Origin of the sequence: Natronohydrobacter thiooxidans (assembly GCF_001884735.1) — a bacterium.
GTDB lineage: Bacteria > Pseudomonadota > Alphaproteobacteria > Rhodobacterales > Rhodobacteraceae > Roseinatronobacter > Roseinatronobacter thiooxidans_A.
On record NZ_MJAP01000003.1, the window covers coordinates 357,805 to 372,561 of the forward strand.

The 14,757-nt window shown below is 63.5% G+C and carries 12 protein-coding genes and 1 riboswitch; of the genes, 4 read left to right on the plus strand and 8 right to left on the minus strand.

Features of this window, described 5'->3' with window-relative positions; all coding sequences use genetic code 11:
* Positions 1-66: 66 nt before the first annotated feature.
* A riboswitch (cobalamin riboswitch) is annotated at positions 67-246 on the minus strand.
* A gap of 332 nt (positions 247-578) precedes the next feature.
* The gene (locus tag BG457_RS04315) at positions 579-857 is read left to right on the plus strand and encodes an SH3 domain-containing protein (RefSeq protein ID WP_071795753.1); all 279 of its coding nucleotides are present in this window, start codon (positions 579-581) and stop codon (positions 855-857) included.
* 112 nt (positions 858-969) lie between these two features.
* Here the strand turns inward: BG457_RS04315 and atzF are convergent, their stop codons facing one another.
* From atzF to BG457_RS04340, 5 genes are read right to left on the minus strand one after another with little or no spacing between them, the layout of a single operon-like run.
* A complete protein-coding gene (atzF, locus tag BG457_RS04320) occupies positions 970-2,733 on the minus strand; it encodes an allophanate hydrolase (RefSeq protein ID WP_139257544.1) in 1,764 nt (587 codons plus the stop codon).
* Between the two features lie 10 nt (positions 2,734-2,743).
* Positions 2,744-4,402, minus strand: coding sequence for a dipeptide ABC transporter ATP-binding protein (locus tag BG457_RS04325; RefSeq protein WP_071795754.1), 1,659 nt, complete (start codon positions 4,400-4,402; stop codon positions 2,744-2,746).
* A 3-nt stretch (positions 4,403-4,405) separates the two neighbouring features.
* Positions 4,406-5,278, minus strand: a complete 873-nt coding sequence (locus BG457_RS04330) for an ABC transporter permease (RefSeq protein WP_071795755.1) — start codon at positions 5,276-5,278, stop codon at positions 4,406-4,408.
* Positions 5,275-6,300 carry an ABC transporter permease gene (locus BG457_RS04335; RefSeq protein WP_071795756.1) on the minus strand — a complete coding sequence of 342 codons (1,026 nt, stop codon included), beginning with the start codon at positions 6,298-6,300 and terminating at the stop codon, positions 5,275-5,277. The genes BG457_RS04330 and BG457_RS04335 overlap by 4 nt, the downstream gene beginning before the upstream one ends.
* Before the next feature lie 4 nt (positions 6,301-6,304).
* Positions 6,305-7,912 carry an ABC transporter substrate-binding protein gene (locus BG457_RS04340; protein WP_071795757.1) on the minus strand — a complete coding sequence of 536 codons (1,608 nt, stop codon included), beginning with the start codon at positions 7,910-7,912 and terminating at the stop codon, positions 6,305-6,307.
* A 130-nt stretch (positions 7,913-8,042) separates the two neighbouring features.
* Here BG457_RS04340 and BG457_RS04345 point away from each other — a divergent pair, with 130 nt between their 5' ends.
* Both BG457_RS04345 and dusA read left to right on the plus strand, forming a co-directional pair.
* Positions 8,043-8,957: a LysR family transcriptional regulator gene (locus BG457_RS04345; protein ID WP_071795758.1), complete on the plus strand. Its 915-nt coding sequence runs from the start codon at positions 8,043-8,045 to the stop codon at positions 8,955-8,957.
* Between the two features lie 404 nt (positions 8,958-9,361).
* Positions 9,362-10,369, plus strand: a complete 1,008-nt coding sequence (dusA, locus tag BG457_RS04350; RefSeq protein ID WP_139257545.1) for a tRNA dihydrouridine(20/20a) synthase DusA — start codon at positions 9,362-9,364, stop codon at positions 10,367-10,369.
* A gap of 9 nt (positions 10,370-10,378) precedes the next feature.
* Here the strand turns inward: dusA and BG457_RS04355 are convergent, their stop codons facing one another.
* Positions 10,379-10,702 (minus strand): DUF6477 family protein, encoded by a 324-nt coding sequence (locus tag BG457_RS04355; protein ID WP_071795759.1) that lies wholly within the window; start codon positions 10,700-10,702, stop codon positions 10,379-10,381.
* A 276-nt stretch (positions 10,703-10,978) separates the two neighbouring features.
* Between BG457_RS04355 and BG457_RS04360 the strand changes: the two genes are divergently transcribed.
* A complete protein-coding gene (locus tag BG457_RS04360) occupies positions 10,979-12,001 on the plus strand; it encodes a DUF6456 domain-containing protein (protein ID WP_245770923.1) in 1,023 nt (340 codons plus the stop codon).
* Positions 12,002-12,099: 98 nt separating this feature from the next.
* On the opposite strand, the gene BG457_RS04365 is transcribed toward BG457_RS04360, so the two are convergent.
* Positions 12,100-13,950, minus strand: coding sequence for an ABC-F family ATP-binding cassette domain-containing protein (locus BG457_RS04365; protein WP_071795761.1), 1,851 nt, complete (start codon positions 13,948-13,950; stop codon positions 12,100-12,102).
* Positions 13,951-14,007: 57 nt separating this feature from the next.
* Positions 14,008-14,712, minus strand: a complete 705-nt coding sequence (locus BG457_RS04370) for a class I SAM-dependent methyltransferase (protein ID WP_071795762.1) — start codon at positions 14,710-14,712, stop codon at positions 14,008-14,010.
* Positions 14,713-14,757 lie beyond the last annotated feature (45 nt).

The window sequence follows — 14,757 nt, forward strand, 5'->3', positions numbered from 1 at the left end:
CGTAACGATTGAAGCACGGAGAACGTGCGCATCATCAGCCCCTTTCCGGACACCCCGCCCGGTTGGTGGTTACGGTTGGTGATGGCAGGTCTCCTGGCTCGCGGCATGAGCTTCCCCACCTTCCCGAGCCGCTGGCCCAGTGGCTTGAGGGGTCGCACCGCTTACAGTTGCGGGGGCAGCGCCGGAATTGAACCGGCTTCCCTATTATCCCGGATCATTCCGGGCACCATCAGTCTTCGCGTATCAGCAACAAGGCAGACTCGCCAGCATCTTTCGACGTCATGGGAAAAAAATGACAATCAGGCGTATTTCCCCGGTGCCGGATCGGCAAACAGGCGCCGATCATGTCGATTGCGGCCCTTGGCCGCCGGTCGAGCAGATCTCGTGCGCCCTGGCCATTTCTGCTGAGCCTTCGCTCGATCAGCGCCGCGGCGATATCTTCACAAGGATCGCAACTCCGTCCGGTGCAACCAGCCGAGGATGACTGGTCTGATACTCTTGCTGTCCACCTCCGTTTCAGCCGGTTGTCAGCAAGCGCGATACTGTCGTAAGGATGGCGAAACGATACAGGACTGACGATGCGAACTCATTTTGCTGCTCTTCTTGCCCTTATGATCGCTACCGGATGCACGACCGGTTCCGGGGCAGTGGTCAAGGGTGCCGGCCCCGATGATCTGCTGAAGCTTCGTGAAGGCCCGGGGCTCAACCACAATATTATAATCGGGCTGCCGGACGGAACGCGCCTCACCCGACGGAACTGCGTGACAACCGATGGGCGGGTCTGGTGCAGGGTCTTCCTCACAGACAAACCCAGTGTTTCGGGCTATGTTTCGGCGGATTATCTGGCGCATCGCTGACAGCCATATCGGGCCGACACTTCTGACCGGGCTGACAAGCGGGACTTGCCGCAGCCGTCGCTGCGGCAAGTCCTATCATTATTGTCCATTCCATGCGCAGACCCCGAAGGCGTTATTGGGCTGCCAGCTGCTCCGCGAGGTAGTGACGCCATCCGCCAGTGGCGGTGATGTCCTCTGCGCCAACCGTACCGACGGCTTCGCACAAGAACCCGGTTGCGCGGCTGCCATCTTCAAGCTCGATACTCCCCAGCCCCAACGGCGCCGGGATCTGGCAAATCAGATCCCCCAGCGCGGTTTTGGGAAGCGACCACAATTCCAGCGCGATGCTGGCCCCACCGGTTTCCCTGCGCAGGAGGCCGGGGCGCCTGGGCGGGCCTCCCGCAAGCGCGTGGAAACTGTAGCAAGGCGCGGTAGACATCGCTTTCAGGAAGCGGCCACCCAGTTCGGTCAACTGGTGATTCAGCGGCAAGCCTGACATATGCGCGCCGCAGACGGCGATTGCGATGTCATCTTCCGGCAAGTGCGGGGCCGGGATGGGTGCACCATCCAGCGACAGGGCCATGGCTGCAAGTGCCGCATCCTGCCCTGCAGGGCCGATCAGGGTCAGACTGCCGGGCCGCCCGTCCCTGCGCGCGGATGTGGGAATGGCGAGCGCGCAGAGATCCAGAAGGTTCACGAAATTGGTGTAGGTGCCAAGGTTGGAATTGGGCGTCACCGGATCCGCCGCAAGTTCGGCACAGGTGTAGAAAGTGGGGATGGTCGGCACTGCCAGCATATCCACCGCAGCGATCAGGGGCTCGCAGATGCGCCGCAACGCGGCCAGACGGTAGATGCCGCGAAAGGCGTCCGTGGCGCTCAGCCCCTCTGCCTTGCTGATGATGGCGCGGGTGACAGGGTGGACAGCATCGGGCTGCCTCGCCAGCAGCTCTTCGATCACCGAATGGCGCTCGGCCACCCAGGCCCCGTCATAGAGCATCTTGGCCACGTCGAAGAACGGCGTGAAATCCATCTCGACGATCTGCGCGCCGTTTTGCGTCAAACGCTCCAGATCGCGCGCGAAGGCTTCTGCCTGAAGGACATCGCCAAAGAACGCGCGCGAGTTGCCATCCGGGACACCGATACGGGCAACCGGCGGCGCAGGGCGCAGCGCAGGGGGCGATATCTTGCGGCTATAGGGATCCGCCGCATCATGGCCCGCCATGGCCTGTAGGACCGTATATGCATCGGGCACATTGCGCGCGAAGATCGAGATCGTGTCCAGCGTGCGGCAGGCGGGCACAACACCGCTGGCCGAGATCATGCCAAGGCTGGGTTTCAGCCCGACAATGCCGTTCAGCGCGGCGGGCACACGGCCCGATCCTGCCGTGTCGGTGCCAAGCGCGAAGGGGACAAACCCATGCCCGACCGCCACCGCCGAGCCGGAGGAAGACCCGCCCGGCACGATTTCGGGATCGAGCGCATTGCGCGGCACAGGCCATGGCGTGCGCGTGCCGACAAGGCCGGTGGCGAACTGGTCAAGATTGGTCTTGCCGATGGGAATGGCCCCGGCCGCGCGCAGGCGGGCCACGGCGAAAGCATCGCGTTCGGGCCCATAGGTCCAGGCCGGGCATGCGGCTGTGGTCGGCATCCCGGCCACGTCGATATTGTCCTTGACCGCGAAGGGCACGCCCCAGAGCGGGCGGGTCGGGTCATATTCCCCCAGCGCGTCGATCTGGTCCTGCAGCTCGGACAGATCCGCCAGATGCAGGAAGATGCCGGGATCATCGACTGCCGAAATCCGTGCGAAGACGTCTTGCAGCACGTCGCTGACCGACAGGCCCGCCGCGTAGCCGGATTGCAGGTCGGTCAGGGTGATGGGGGTTGGCAAGCGGGTCATATTCTGTCCTTCATTCTGCAGCTTTGGCAGCGGCATGGCCCATGGCGAAGGGTGCCGCGGGCGGTTTTGGTGCGGAGTGCAGCAATTCGCGCGTATAGGGGTGCTCGGGTGCATCCATGAGCTTTGCGGTCGGCCCTTGTTCGACGATCTGGCCGTCCTGCATGACGATCACATGATCACAGAGCAGCCGGACCACATTCAGATCATGGCTGACAAACAGGTAAGTCATGCCCAGCCGCGCGCGCAGATCGGCCAGGAGGTTCAGCACCACCGCCTGAATCGACACATCCAGCGCCGCGGTCGGCTCATCAAGGATCAGGAATTTCGGGTCCAGCGCGATGGCCCGCGCAATCCCCACCCGCGCCTTTTGCCCGCCCGAAAGCTGATGCGGATAGCGCGACAGCAGATGCGCGGGCAGCCCGGTCAGCTGCGCCAGTTCCCCGACACGGGCGGCCAGTCTGGCACCGCGCATCCGGCCCAGGCGCCGCAGCGGTTCGGCAATGCTGTCAAAGGCGTTATGGCGCGGGTTCAGGCTGTCGGTCGCATCCTGAAACACCATCTGGATCTGGGCGCGCCTCGGGTCGCGCAGAAACCGCTCTGCGGGAATGCCGCCGATCTCATGGCCGTCAAAGACAATCGCGCCGGAGCTTGGGTCCAGCAGCCGCACCAGCATCGCGGAGGTGGTGGATTTCCCGCAGCCGGATTCGCCCACCAGCCCCACCGACTGGCCCTCGCGGATGGTGAAGCTGATGCCCTTGACGGCATGGACCGGCCCCGATTTGCCGGGATAGGTCTTGACCAGATCGACCACTTCCAGAATCGCCCGCCCGTCCGTGTCATGCGGCAGTTCCGGCATGCGGGCCTCGGGCGGCAACAAGTCACGGATCGAGACACCGGGGCGCGGCGTGGCATCCACGAGCTTGCGGGTATAGGGGTGTTGCGGATTGGCAAAGATCTGCGCGGAAGGGCCGGTTTCGACGATCTGCCCGTCCTTCATCACCGCCAGCCGGTCGCAATATTCCGCCGCCAGACCCAGATCATGGGTGATGACGATCGAGGACATGCCACGCTCACGGATCAGATCGCGCATCAGCTCCATCACCGCCTTTTGCGTGGTGATATCCAGCCCCGTGGTCGGTTCATCCGCGATCATCAGTTTCGGGTCGCAGGCGAGTGCAATGGCAATGACGATGCGCTGGCACATGCCGCCCGACAGCTCGAAAGGATAGGCATGGTAGCGCTCGGCGGCATTGCGGATTTTCACCGCTTCCAGCGCGGCAATGGCCTTGGCTTGCGCGTCCGAGCGCGTCGCGCGGCCATGCTGGCGCAGCACATCCTCGATCTGATGGCCGACCTTGCGGATCGGGTTCAGCGCCGCGCGCGGGTTCTGGAAGATCATCGAGATCTCGCGCCCGCGCAGGCTGCGCATCGCAGATTCCGAGGCCGCGCGCAGGTCGCGCCCGTTCCAGCTCACATCGCCCGCGCTGATCCGCCCGCCCGCATCGAGAATGCGCATCAAGGCGTAGCTGGTGACGGATTTGCCCGAGCCACTTTCGCCCACGATCCCCAGCGTCTCGCCGGGCGCAAGATCGAAAGAGATGCCGCGTACCGCATCCACCTGTCCCTTGCGGGTCTTGAAGGCGACGGAGAGGTCTTTGACCGACAGCATGGCTCAAGTCCTTCTGCGCGGGTCAACAAGGTCGCGCAGACCGTCGCCCATCAGGTTGAAGGTGAAGACCGCCAGCATCAGCCACAGCCCCGGAAACAGCGCCACCCACCAATGGCCTGAGATGATGAAATTCGCGCCCTCGGCGACCATGATCCCCCATTCCGGCGTCGGCGGGCGCACGCCAAGGCCCACGAAGGAGAGTCCCGCCGCATTCAGGATCGCCCAGCCCATATTGAGCGAGACCTGCACCATCATCGGCGGCAGCGCATTTGGAAAGATATGGAAGGCGAGCGTGCGCATATGGCCGTTGCCCGAGAGCCGCGCGGCAAGGGCGAAACCGGCCTCGCGGCGGATATTCACTTCGGCGCGCACGACGCGGGCGTAGAAGGGGATATTGATGATCGCGGTGGCGTAGATGATATTCTCGACCGTGTTGCCCAGCGCCGCGACGATGCCCATGGCGAGAACGAAAAGCGGGAAGGCCATGATCGTGTCGAGAATGCGGTTCAGGACCGAATCGAGCCACCCGCCCCAATAGCCCGCGACCGCCCCCAGCACCGAGCCGATGACGAAAGAGATCGCCACCGCCAGCACCGAGATGGTGAGATCCAGCCGCGTGGCCACGATCACCCGGCTGAACACATCGCGGCCCAGCTGATCGGTGCCGAACCAGTGATCTGCGGAAGGGGCCTCCAGCGCGCGCGCCGAGTTGGTGGCGAGCGGGTCATAGGGCACCAGCCATTGCCCGAAAAACGCTTGCAGCACGAAACAGGAGAACAGCCCGAAGGACAGCGCCGTGACCGGGTTTTCGCGCATCACATGGCCCAGATGGGTCAGCATGCCGTTGCCGGTCTGGCGTGGGGTGATGTCGGTCATTTGGATGAAAACCCGATGCGCGGATCGATCAGCGTGTAGCTGAGGTCGATGATGAGGTTGATCAGCACGAAGAGAAGCGCCATCGCCAGCACGAAGCCCTGCACGGCGGCATAATCCGATTGCACCAGCGCCTCGACCGCATAGGATCCGATGCCGGGCCAGGCAAAGACCTTTTCCACCAGCACATTGGCGCCCAGGACGAAGGAAAACACCATGCCCAGCGTCGTCACCACCGGCAGTAGCGCGTTGCGAAGCGCATAGCCGAAGAGCACCTTGCGCGGGGGCAGACCCGCTGCGCGGGCGGTGCGGATATAGTCCGAGGAGAGCGCCGTCAGCATCGCCGCCCGCGTCATCCGCGCAATCGGGGCGAGGGTGAAGAGCGCCAGCGTGATCGCGGGCAGGGCGAGTTGTTTGGCCGCGCCGGTGAACGTGCGCAGATCGCCATCCAGAGCCGCGTCGATCAGGAAGAAGCCAGTCACGCGCGGCGGATCGAAATAGATGAAATCCAGCCGCCCAAGCGGCGAGGGTGCCCAGCCCAGCAGGTAATAGAACACATAGATCAGCAGGATGCCGGTGAAAAAGGTCGGCAGCGACACGCCCGCCGTGACCAGCACCCGGCAGAGGTGATCGATCCAAGAGCCTTGCCGCACCGCCGCCAGCACGCCCAGGGGAATCGCGATCAGGCAGGACAGGATCAGCGCCGTCAGGGTCAGTTCCAGCGAGGCGGGCAGGCGCGTCGCCAGATCGGTCAGAACCGGGCGCCCGGTGGCGATGGACTGGCCCAGATCGCCTTGCAGCAGCGCCTTGCAATAGATCAGGAATTGCTGTGGCAGGGATTTGTCCAGCCCCAAAGCCACCCGCACCTGTTCAATGCTCTCCGCCGTGGCCATCTGGCCTGCGAATTGCACCGCCGGATCCCCCGGCAATGCACGCGTCAGAACGAAGCTGATGATGACGACGCCGATGACCACCGGAATGGTCTGCACCAGTCGCCACAGGATCGGAAGCCACCGGGTCGCCATCAGTTCACGCCCCCGCGCCGGTCAGCGGGCGCACATCCAGCTGACGGTGGAACCAGAACTCATAGCCGTCGGCCCCGTTCATCGCCACATTCAGCGCGGGCTGATAAAGCGGGATGCGCGGCAGATCCTCGATCACGATCTCGAACATCTGCTTGATCAGCGGTGCATATTCCGGGTCATCCATCGCCATATGCAGGGTTTTCTCGGTCAATTCATGCACCAGCGGATTGTCATAGGCCGAGGAGTTGAACAGCCGGTCTTTCTGATAGGCCCAGAAGAAATAATAGCAGGGCGTGTTCAGCCAGCCGCCGAAATTCTCCAGATGCATGTCGAGGGTTTTCTCCACCAGCGCGACGGTGCGCCAGTTGGCACCCGGAATGCGGTCCACGGTCACATTGATGCCGATCCGCGCCATTGCTTCCTGAATCAGCAGGGCTGCGGGCTCCATCCAACTGACCAGATCGAGGCTGATCGAGAGCGTCACGTCAAACCCGTCCGCGAAGCCCGATCTGGCCATATGCTCGCGCGCGAGATCCAGATTGGTGTCATAGGGAAAGGCGCGGGGCCAGGCGGTGTCAGAAATTTCGTCCTCGCCGCCCCAGAGCTTTGCGCCGCGCCCATAAGCTGCGGCTTCGAAAATCGCCTCATAGGGGGTCGCATAGGCCACGGCCTTGCGCACATCCGCGTCCTGAAACGGCGCGAATTTGCTGTTGAGGCAAAGCGCATGGATGCAGTTCTCAACCGGGGTGGAATGCACGGTCAGCCGGTCGGCAAGCTCTGACGCGTCGCGGTCGGGAATATCGAAACTGACCTGCACATCGCCGCGTTCGACCAATGCGCGTCGTGTCGCGGCCGAAGGCACCTCACGCACGATCACGCGCTGGATGGCGGGCAGGGTGCCGCCGATCCAGTCGTCATTGCGCTCATAGACCAGTTGCTGGCCCGCTTCCCAACGCGCGACCTTATAGGCGCCCGATCCGGCGGGGGTGGTGTGCAGATATTCCATCGCCCAGGGGTCGGCCTCGGTCGCATGTGCCTTTGCGACCGTGGAATTGATGATGAAGGGCACCGGCACCGCAAGGTTCGGCAGCGCCAGTTTCGACGGATAGTCCAGCTTGACATTGATGGTTTCCGCATCGACCACTTCGAACTGATCAGGGCGGAAAAACCCGCCCGCCGCCATCTGCGTGGTCGGAAAACCGCCCGCCGAGACCGCGCGGTCAAGCGACCATTTCACATCTTCCGCCGTGACCTTGCTGCCATCCCAGAACGTGGCATTGGGTTTCAGCCTGAAGGTGATGGTCAGCCCGTCTTCCGAGATGGTCCAGCTTTCGGCCAGTTCCGGCACGATTTCATCATAGTCATAGGACATTTCACCCGATGGCAGTTGCTTGGCACCAAAGCCCACCAGCCGGTCATAGCAATTGATCGCGACCTGATAGCTGGCGCGGTTGGTGCCGACGCGGTGCAGATCAAGGCTGTTGATGGTCTGGCCAAAGACAGTGACGAGTGTGTCGCGCGCCTGCGCATGAGCAGGCAGAACGCGCAGGAAAGGCAGCATTCCTGCCCCGGCAGCAGAGGCAAGAAAAGCGCGGCGGTTGAGAGAGGACATGGCAGGCTCCTGATGTTTCTGGTCGCAGCGATATGCGGTGGAGTCAGGTTAGCGCTTTCTGAGATGTTCAAGAAATGCTATGTTTTCACAAGAGCGGTGAATTTAATGAACAACAAAAGAGTGCCTATTTATGCGCCATATGGAAACTTTTCGCCTGATCGAGGCCGTGGCGCGCGCCGGGTCCATCCGCAAGGCGGCAGAGGATGCGGGGCTGACCGCTTCGGCGCTCAACCGTCGCATCGCGCGGTTCGAAGACGAGTTCGGCGCGCAGATTTTCGAGCGGCTGGCGCGCGGGGTGCGACTGAACCCGGCAGGCGAGTTGATCCTGCAGCATTACCGCAGCCAGCGCTCGGACATGGCGCGGGTGCAAAGCCAGGTCGCGGATCTGACAGGCGTGCGGCGCGGCCATGTCAGCATCGCCTGTTCGCAAGCGCTTCTGCCCTATTTCCTTCCCGAACAGATTTCAAAATACCGCCGCGACCATCCCGGCGTCACCTTCAGCGTCATCGTGCGCGACCGCTCGCGCGCCGAGGCCGAACTGGCAGCGTTCAACTGTGATCTGGCGCTCGTCTTTGAACCGGTGGTGATGGTCGAGTTTGAGGTCATAGCCCAATCTCCGCAACCGGTCTGTGCGGTGATGGCGCAGGATCACCCATTGGCGCAGAAACCCGATCTGCGGCTGCGCGATTGCCTGAACCATCCCCATATCGCGCCGTCAGCGCAATACGGGGTCAGGTCGCTGTTGGACGGAGCGGCAAAGAGCATCGGCCGTCAGATCACTCCGGTCGTTGAAACCGAGTCTTTCGAGTTGATCCGGCATTATGTGCTGTCTGAGCAGATAATCGGATTCCAGATCCCCATCGGCCTGAATGCGCAGCGCCAGTCAGGTCTGGTGTTCCGCGCGATCTCGGAGCGAGACGTGCCGCCGGGCGTCCTGCTGCTGGGCCAACAGCGTGGACGCTCGCTCCCCGTGGCAAGTTTTCGCTTCGCCATGCAGCTTGGGAAAGCGCTGGAAAACCATGTGGAACTGGCGCTATCCCGATAGTGATCGCAGAACAATGGATAGTGCGTTCGAACCGGAAAGGCGCATCACACTGGCGGGAGAGCTTCGCCGAGCGTTGCGGGTGCCTGCAAAGCTTCAGTCCAGCGATGGGCCATGAAGACCTCGCCGAACACCTCTGGAGCGACGAGCAAGCTGGCGATGTGCAGATCATATCGTAATGTGCCCGAGCATCTTCGGGAAGGTTCAGGTGGTCTGGGTCCGCGCGCAAATGCCCCCTTCATCTGATCTGGACCCGGCAGGCGCTGGAGGATAGTGGTGGCACAGACCATTTTCATCCGCGGCGCATCTGTGTAGTGAGGGCGCGCAGAAGGGACAGATGGCAGATCTCCGGGCGTATTTTTGGCGAAAGGCCAGTCGGCGCCAGCAACAGTTTGAAGATACGCAAGATGCTCATGACCCATAACAGCAGATTGTCCGTCGCGCCGATGATGGACTGGACGGACAGGCATTGCCGGTATTTTCACCGGCAACTCTCCCGCCATGCGCAGCTTTATACCGAGATGGTCACGGCCCCTGCCCTTGTGCGCGGCAATGCACTGCATCTGCTGGCGCATGATCCGGCAGAGCAGCCGGTGGTGCTGCAACTGGGCGGGTCAGACCCCGGCGAGTTGGCGCAGGCGGCGCGGATGGGCTGGGAGGCGGGCTATCAGGAGATCAACCTGAACTGCGGCTGTCCTTCGGACCGGGTGCAATCGGGCTGTTTCGGCGCGGTGCTGATGAAAACCCCCGATCTGGTGGCCGAAATCTGCGCCGCGATGCGCGCCGCCTGCCCTGCCGAGATTACCGTGAAATGCCGGATCGGGGTCGATGAGCAGGTGCCTGCGGATATTCTGCCGGTATTTCTGGAGAAAATCCGCGCAGCGGGCATCTCTCATGTGATCATCCATGCGCGCAAAGCCTGGCTGCAGGGCCTGTCGCCAAAGGACAATCGCGAAATCCCGCCGCTGGACCATGCGCTGGTGCTGGCGATGAAGCAGCAGTTTCCCGATCTTTCGATCAGTCTGAATGGCGGGGTGAATGATCTGGAACAGGCGGCGAGCCTGCTGGAGCAGGGGCTGGACGGGGTGATGATCGGACGGGCCGCTTATCAGCGCCCCGGTGATCTTCTGCTGGGGGCGGATCAGAGGATCTTTGGCGCGACCGAGGGGCCGGATCTGGACGGCGCATTGGACGCCATGCGCCGCTATATCGCGCAGGAACTGGTGCAGGGAGCGCGGCTGGCCGCCATCACGCGGCATATGCTGGGCTTGTTTGCAGGCCAGCCGGGCGCCCGGCAATGGCGGCGCATCCTGTCGGAACAGGCGCATCGCGCAGGGGCGGGGCTGGAGGTGCTGGATGCGGCCCGCGCCGCCGTGGCGCAGGCGCAATCGGGCGCAGAGGCCGCGCAGGTCTGAGCCGCCGCATCAGGGCGCGGCAGCGCTGGGCGCGGGTTCCGCGCGCGCGCAGGCGCTGGCGCGCGCCTCGAAAAGCAGCGCGGTCATCACTGCCACATGCGCGGCGGCGCGCCAGTTGGCATCATGGTGGCGGCGCGCGGCCTCCATCGCGCGTTCCCGCGCCATCAGTTGCGCCAGCACGATCCGCGGCGCGGGCAAAGACTGACCAATCGGCAGTTCCAGCAGACGCGGCAGCAGGACGGCGCGATTGTAGTCATTCAGCCCGTGCCGCGCGGCCACAACCATCAGGCGAGGCCGGATCAGGCTATCCAGTGTCGAGAGTGCGAAATGCATGACTTATCTCCGATGATGAGCCATTGCATTCTGCACGGAATCCCGTGGTGTTGCGCAGAGCGCCCGGCAAGCGCGCGCTCGCTTCAGGCAGATTTAGGAAATTTAAACCATTCTGCTCCTGTCCGAAAAAGCGTTAACAAACAGAAACTCTGTGCAATCATCGGTTGCGTATTGACAGGAGTGGTCTTCGGGATGCCCGCGCAAGGCTGCATCGCAGGGGAAACAGGGGCACATGTGTCGGCCCGATTGCCGCACTGGGTGCCCGAGGGTGCAAGGTTGTATCTGTCCCATGTCGCGACAGGCCGGTCGCTGCGCGCCATCGCGCGCGAGCAGGGCTGTCATGCCTCGACGATCCTGCGGCAGGTGCGCCGTTTCGAGAACCGGCGCGATGATCCGCTGATCGACAATGCGCTGCGCAAGCTGGACCTGTCGATGCGCGCGAAGATGACACACAGCCCCCGTTTCCGATCCCAGCCAGACACGGAGCCGCAATCCATGATCTCTCAATCCCGCAAGCCGCCGGAGCCTCTTGTCAGCGCCGAAGTCGAAAGCCATGCGATGCGCCAGCTGCGCGAATTGACGGGACGCGGCGCGCTGCTGATCGTTGCTGCGGATATGCCCAAGGCGGTGATCACCCGCGAGGATGCGGACGGGGTTGCGCGGCGCGTGGCGGTTTTCGACCGCCATCTGGCGGAAGCCATGGCGCTGATGGACTGGATCACCTGTCGCAATCGCGGGCGGGTATCGAGCTATGTGATCAGCCCGACCGGACGCCTGGCCCTGCGCGCGCAATCCAGCGAGGCGGAGGGCGATCCGGCGCGGCTGGGAGAGAATGACGACTGCGCCCCGCGCCGGTTGCGCTACGGGGTTGTGGAAACGCCGGTGGCGGTGCTGGCGCGGCGGCGGGACAAATCCGGCAAACCCTTTCTGGAGTTGCGGCAGGTCCAGGCGGCGGAACGGTTGCGCGAAGATTTCGTCATGGCGCAGCTCGACGGGATCGACTGGGGTTCGGCGCAGGATCTGCTCAAGGCGCTGGAGCGCCGCAAGGTGCCCGGCCCCAATATCGCCCCGCCCGGCACGACCGGGGCGCGCAAGCGTGTGCTGGAAGTGTTCCGCGATCTGGGGCCGGGGCTGGGCGATGTGGCGTTGCGCTGCTGCTGCCGGCTGGAAGGGGTGGAATCGGCCGAGAATGCGATGGGCTGGTCGGCGCGTTCGGGCAAGATCGTGCTGCGGATCGCGCTGCAACGCATGAGCCGTCAGTATCAGCGGCTCGGCGATGATCAGATGATGATCGGATAAAGCAATTTCAGAAAAAGTTGATAGAGTTTTTTGCTTCGAAATTGCGACAAAACAGGAAATTAAAGGGTTTCGGCGATTCAAGGAAAAGCCGCAACCCTTTAATCCGCGACCGCCAGATCCAGCGCTTCCTGCGCCCGCATCCAGAGCGCCTCGGCCCGGTCAAGCCCTTCCATCACTTCGGCATATTTCGCCTGCCAGACCCGAAGATCGCCCGCCCGCCCGTCGTCGTAGAGCGCCGGATCGGCCAGTTTCTCGGCCAGCTTGTTGCGCATCTCTTCGAGCTTGGCGATACGCGCCTCGCATTTGCGCAACTCACTGCGCAAAGTGCTGAGCTCGTCGCGGGTGGCTTTGGGTTTTTCCCTGGCGGCAGGTTTCTCGCGCGCGGGTTTCGTGCTGCCCGCCAGCAGGAAATCGCGATAGGATTCCAGATCGCCCTCATAGGGCGTGACCTGCCCGTTCGAGACCAGCCAGAGCCGGTCGGCCACCAGCGACAGAAGATGCATGTCATGGCTGACCAGCACCACGGCCCCGGTATAGGCGGTCAGCGCCTCGACCAGCGCTTCGCGGCTTTCGATATCGAGGTGGTTGGTCGGCTCGTCAAGGATCAGCAGATGCGGCGCATCGAGCGTCGCGAGCAGGAGCGAAAGCCGCGCCTTCTGCCCGCCCGAGAGTTTCTTCACCACGGTTTCGGCCTGTTCGGCCATCAGACCGAAACCCGCCAGCCGCGCGCGCAGGCGGGGCGGCATTTCGCCGGGGCGGGCGCGTTGCAGATGCTGCAGCGGGGTTTCGTCCAGTTCCAGTTCATCGACCTGATGCTGGGCGAAATAGCCCACGCGCAGTTTCGAGGCCCGCGTGATCGACCCGCTGCCCGCCAGTTTCTCGGCCAGCAGTTTCGAGAGCGTGGATTTGCCTTCGCCATTGCGCCCCAGAAGCGCGATGCGGTCATCCTGATCAATGCGCAGATCAAGCCCGCGCAGCACAGGCGGGCCGCCATAGCCCACCGATGCCCCTTCGAGCCGCAGGATGGGGGGCGAGAGTTCTTCGGGCGCCGGGAAGCTGAAGACATGGCGCGCGGCTTCGGCGGGCGGCGTGATCGGGGTCAGCTTTTCGAGCATCTTCAGCCGCGACTGCGCCTGTTTCGCCTTGCTGGCCTTGGCGCGGAAGCGGTCGACGAATTTCTGCATATGCGCGCGTTGGGTCGCGACTTTCTGCGCCTCTGCCGCTAGCACCGCGCGTTGCTCGGCGCGGGTGCGCGCGAAAGTGTCATAGCCGCCCGCATAGAGGGTCAGCTTGCGGTCTTCGAGATGCAGGATATGGTCCACAGCGCGGTTGAGAAGGCCGCGGTCATGGCTGATGATGATCACCGTATGCGGGTATTTCGCCAGATAGCTTTCGAGCCAGAGCGCGCCCTCCAGATCGAGATAGTTGGTCGGCTCGTCCAGCAGGAGAAGGTCGGGCTGCGCAAACAGCACGCCCGCGAGCGCGACCCGCATGCGCCAGCCGCCCGAGAAATCCGAGCAGGGGCGCAGCTGCGCTTCGGCATCGAACCCCAGCCCTTTGAGGATCGCGCTGGCGCGGCCCTCGGCGGACCATGCGTCGATATCCGCGAGCCGGGTCTGAATGGCGGCGATGCGGCCTGCATCGGTTGCGGTCTCGGCTTCGGCCATCAGGCTTGCGCGCTCTGTATCCGCCGCCAGAACCGTGTCGATCAGCGAGGTCGAGGATGAGGGTACTTCCTGCGCCACGCCACCGATTTTCGCGCGCGATGGCAGGCTGACCTCGCCCCCTTCCAGCGCCAGATCGCCCCGGATCAGCCGGAAGAGCGTCGTCTTGCCCGCCCCGTTGCGCCCGACAAGGCCCACTTTATGGCCGGTGGGGATGGTGGCAGAGGCCCCCTCGAACAGAGGGCGGCCATTGATCGAATAGGAGAGGTCATGGATGCGCAACATGGCCTGCCCCTGCCCGCTTGACGCGCGCGCGTCAAGCCCCTGCGCCCGGAATTGCCGCTATTTCCCGTGTCGGGCCAGACGGATGATCTGCATGTCACGGATGGCGACGGGCTTGCCGGTGCGGCACCAGTCGCTTGCCCGCGCCCGCGCGGTGATGGCGGCGCGCAGCGGCTCGGGATCGCCCCATGTGGCATAGAGTTTCGCGTCGGTCGCGAAGACGGGTTTCAGCCCGTCATTGAGGATCGCTTCCCAGACGGCCGCCGCCGTGCCCAGGCATTGCGGCTTGCGGTAATCGTCAAAGACGACGACGCCGTTTTCCTGCAACAGCTTGCGGGCCGAGGCGGTGTCCTCGCGCACATTGGCATAGACATGCGAGGCGTCGATATGCACGAAACGGCAGGATCCGGGGGCGACATGCTGGCAGATGCTGCCGGTCGGCCCCTGCACGATTTCGGGAAGCGCGGGGTGAAAGGCGCGGTAATTGGCTTCGAACTGGTCGCGGGTCGGGGTTCTGGTGCCGAAAAACGCCTTCTCGACCGGATTGGCCCCGTCCCAGGTCATCACATCCTCGAAGAGGTCGCAGACCGTCAGCCGCTCGCCCTGTTTCAGCTTCTGGCCCATCAGGATCGCGCTCTTGCCCAGATAGGTGCCGAGTTCCAGCAGATCGCCGGGCGGGGCGGTGTCATTCTGAAACTCAAGCGTCCAGGCGAAACCCGCCTGATCAATCGGATAGAACCAGCCGGGGATCGCGTCATATGTCATATGGATCACTCGTAAATTGCGGTCGGAGCTTAGGGTTTCCGCCCC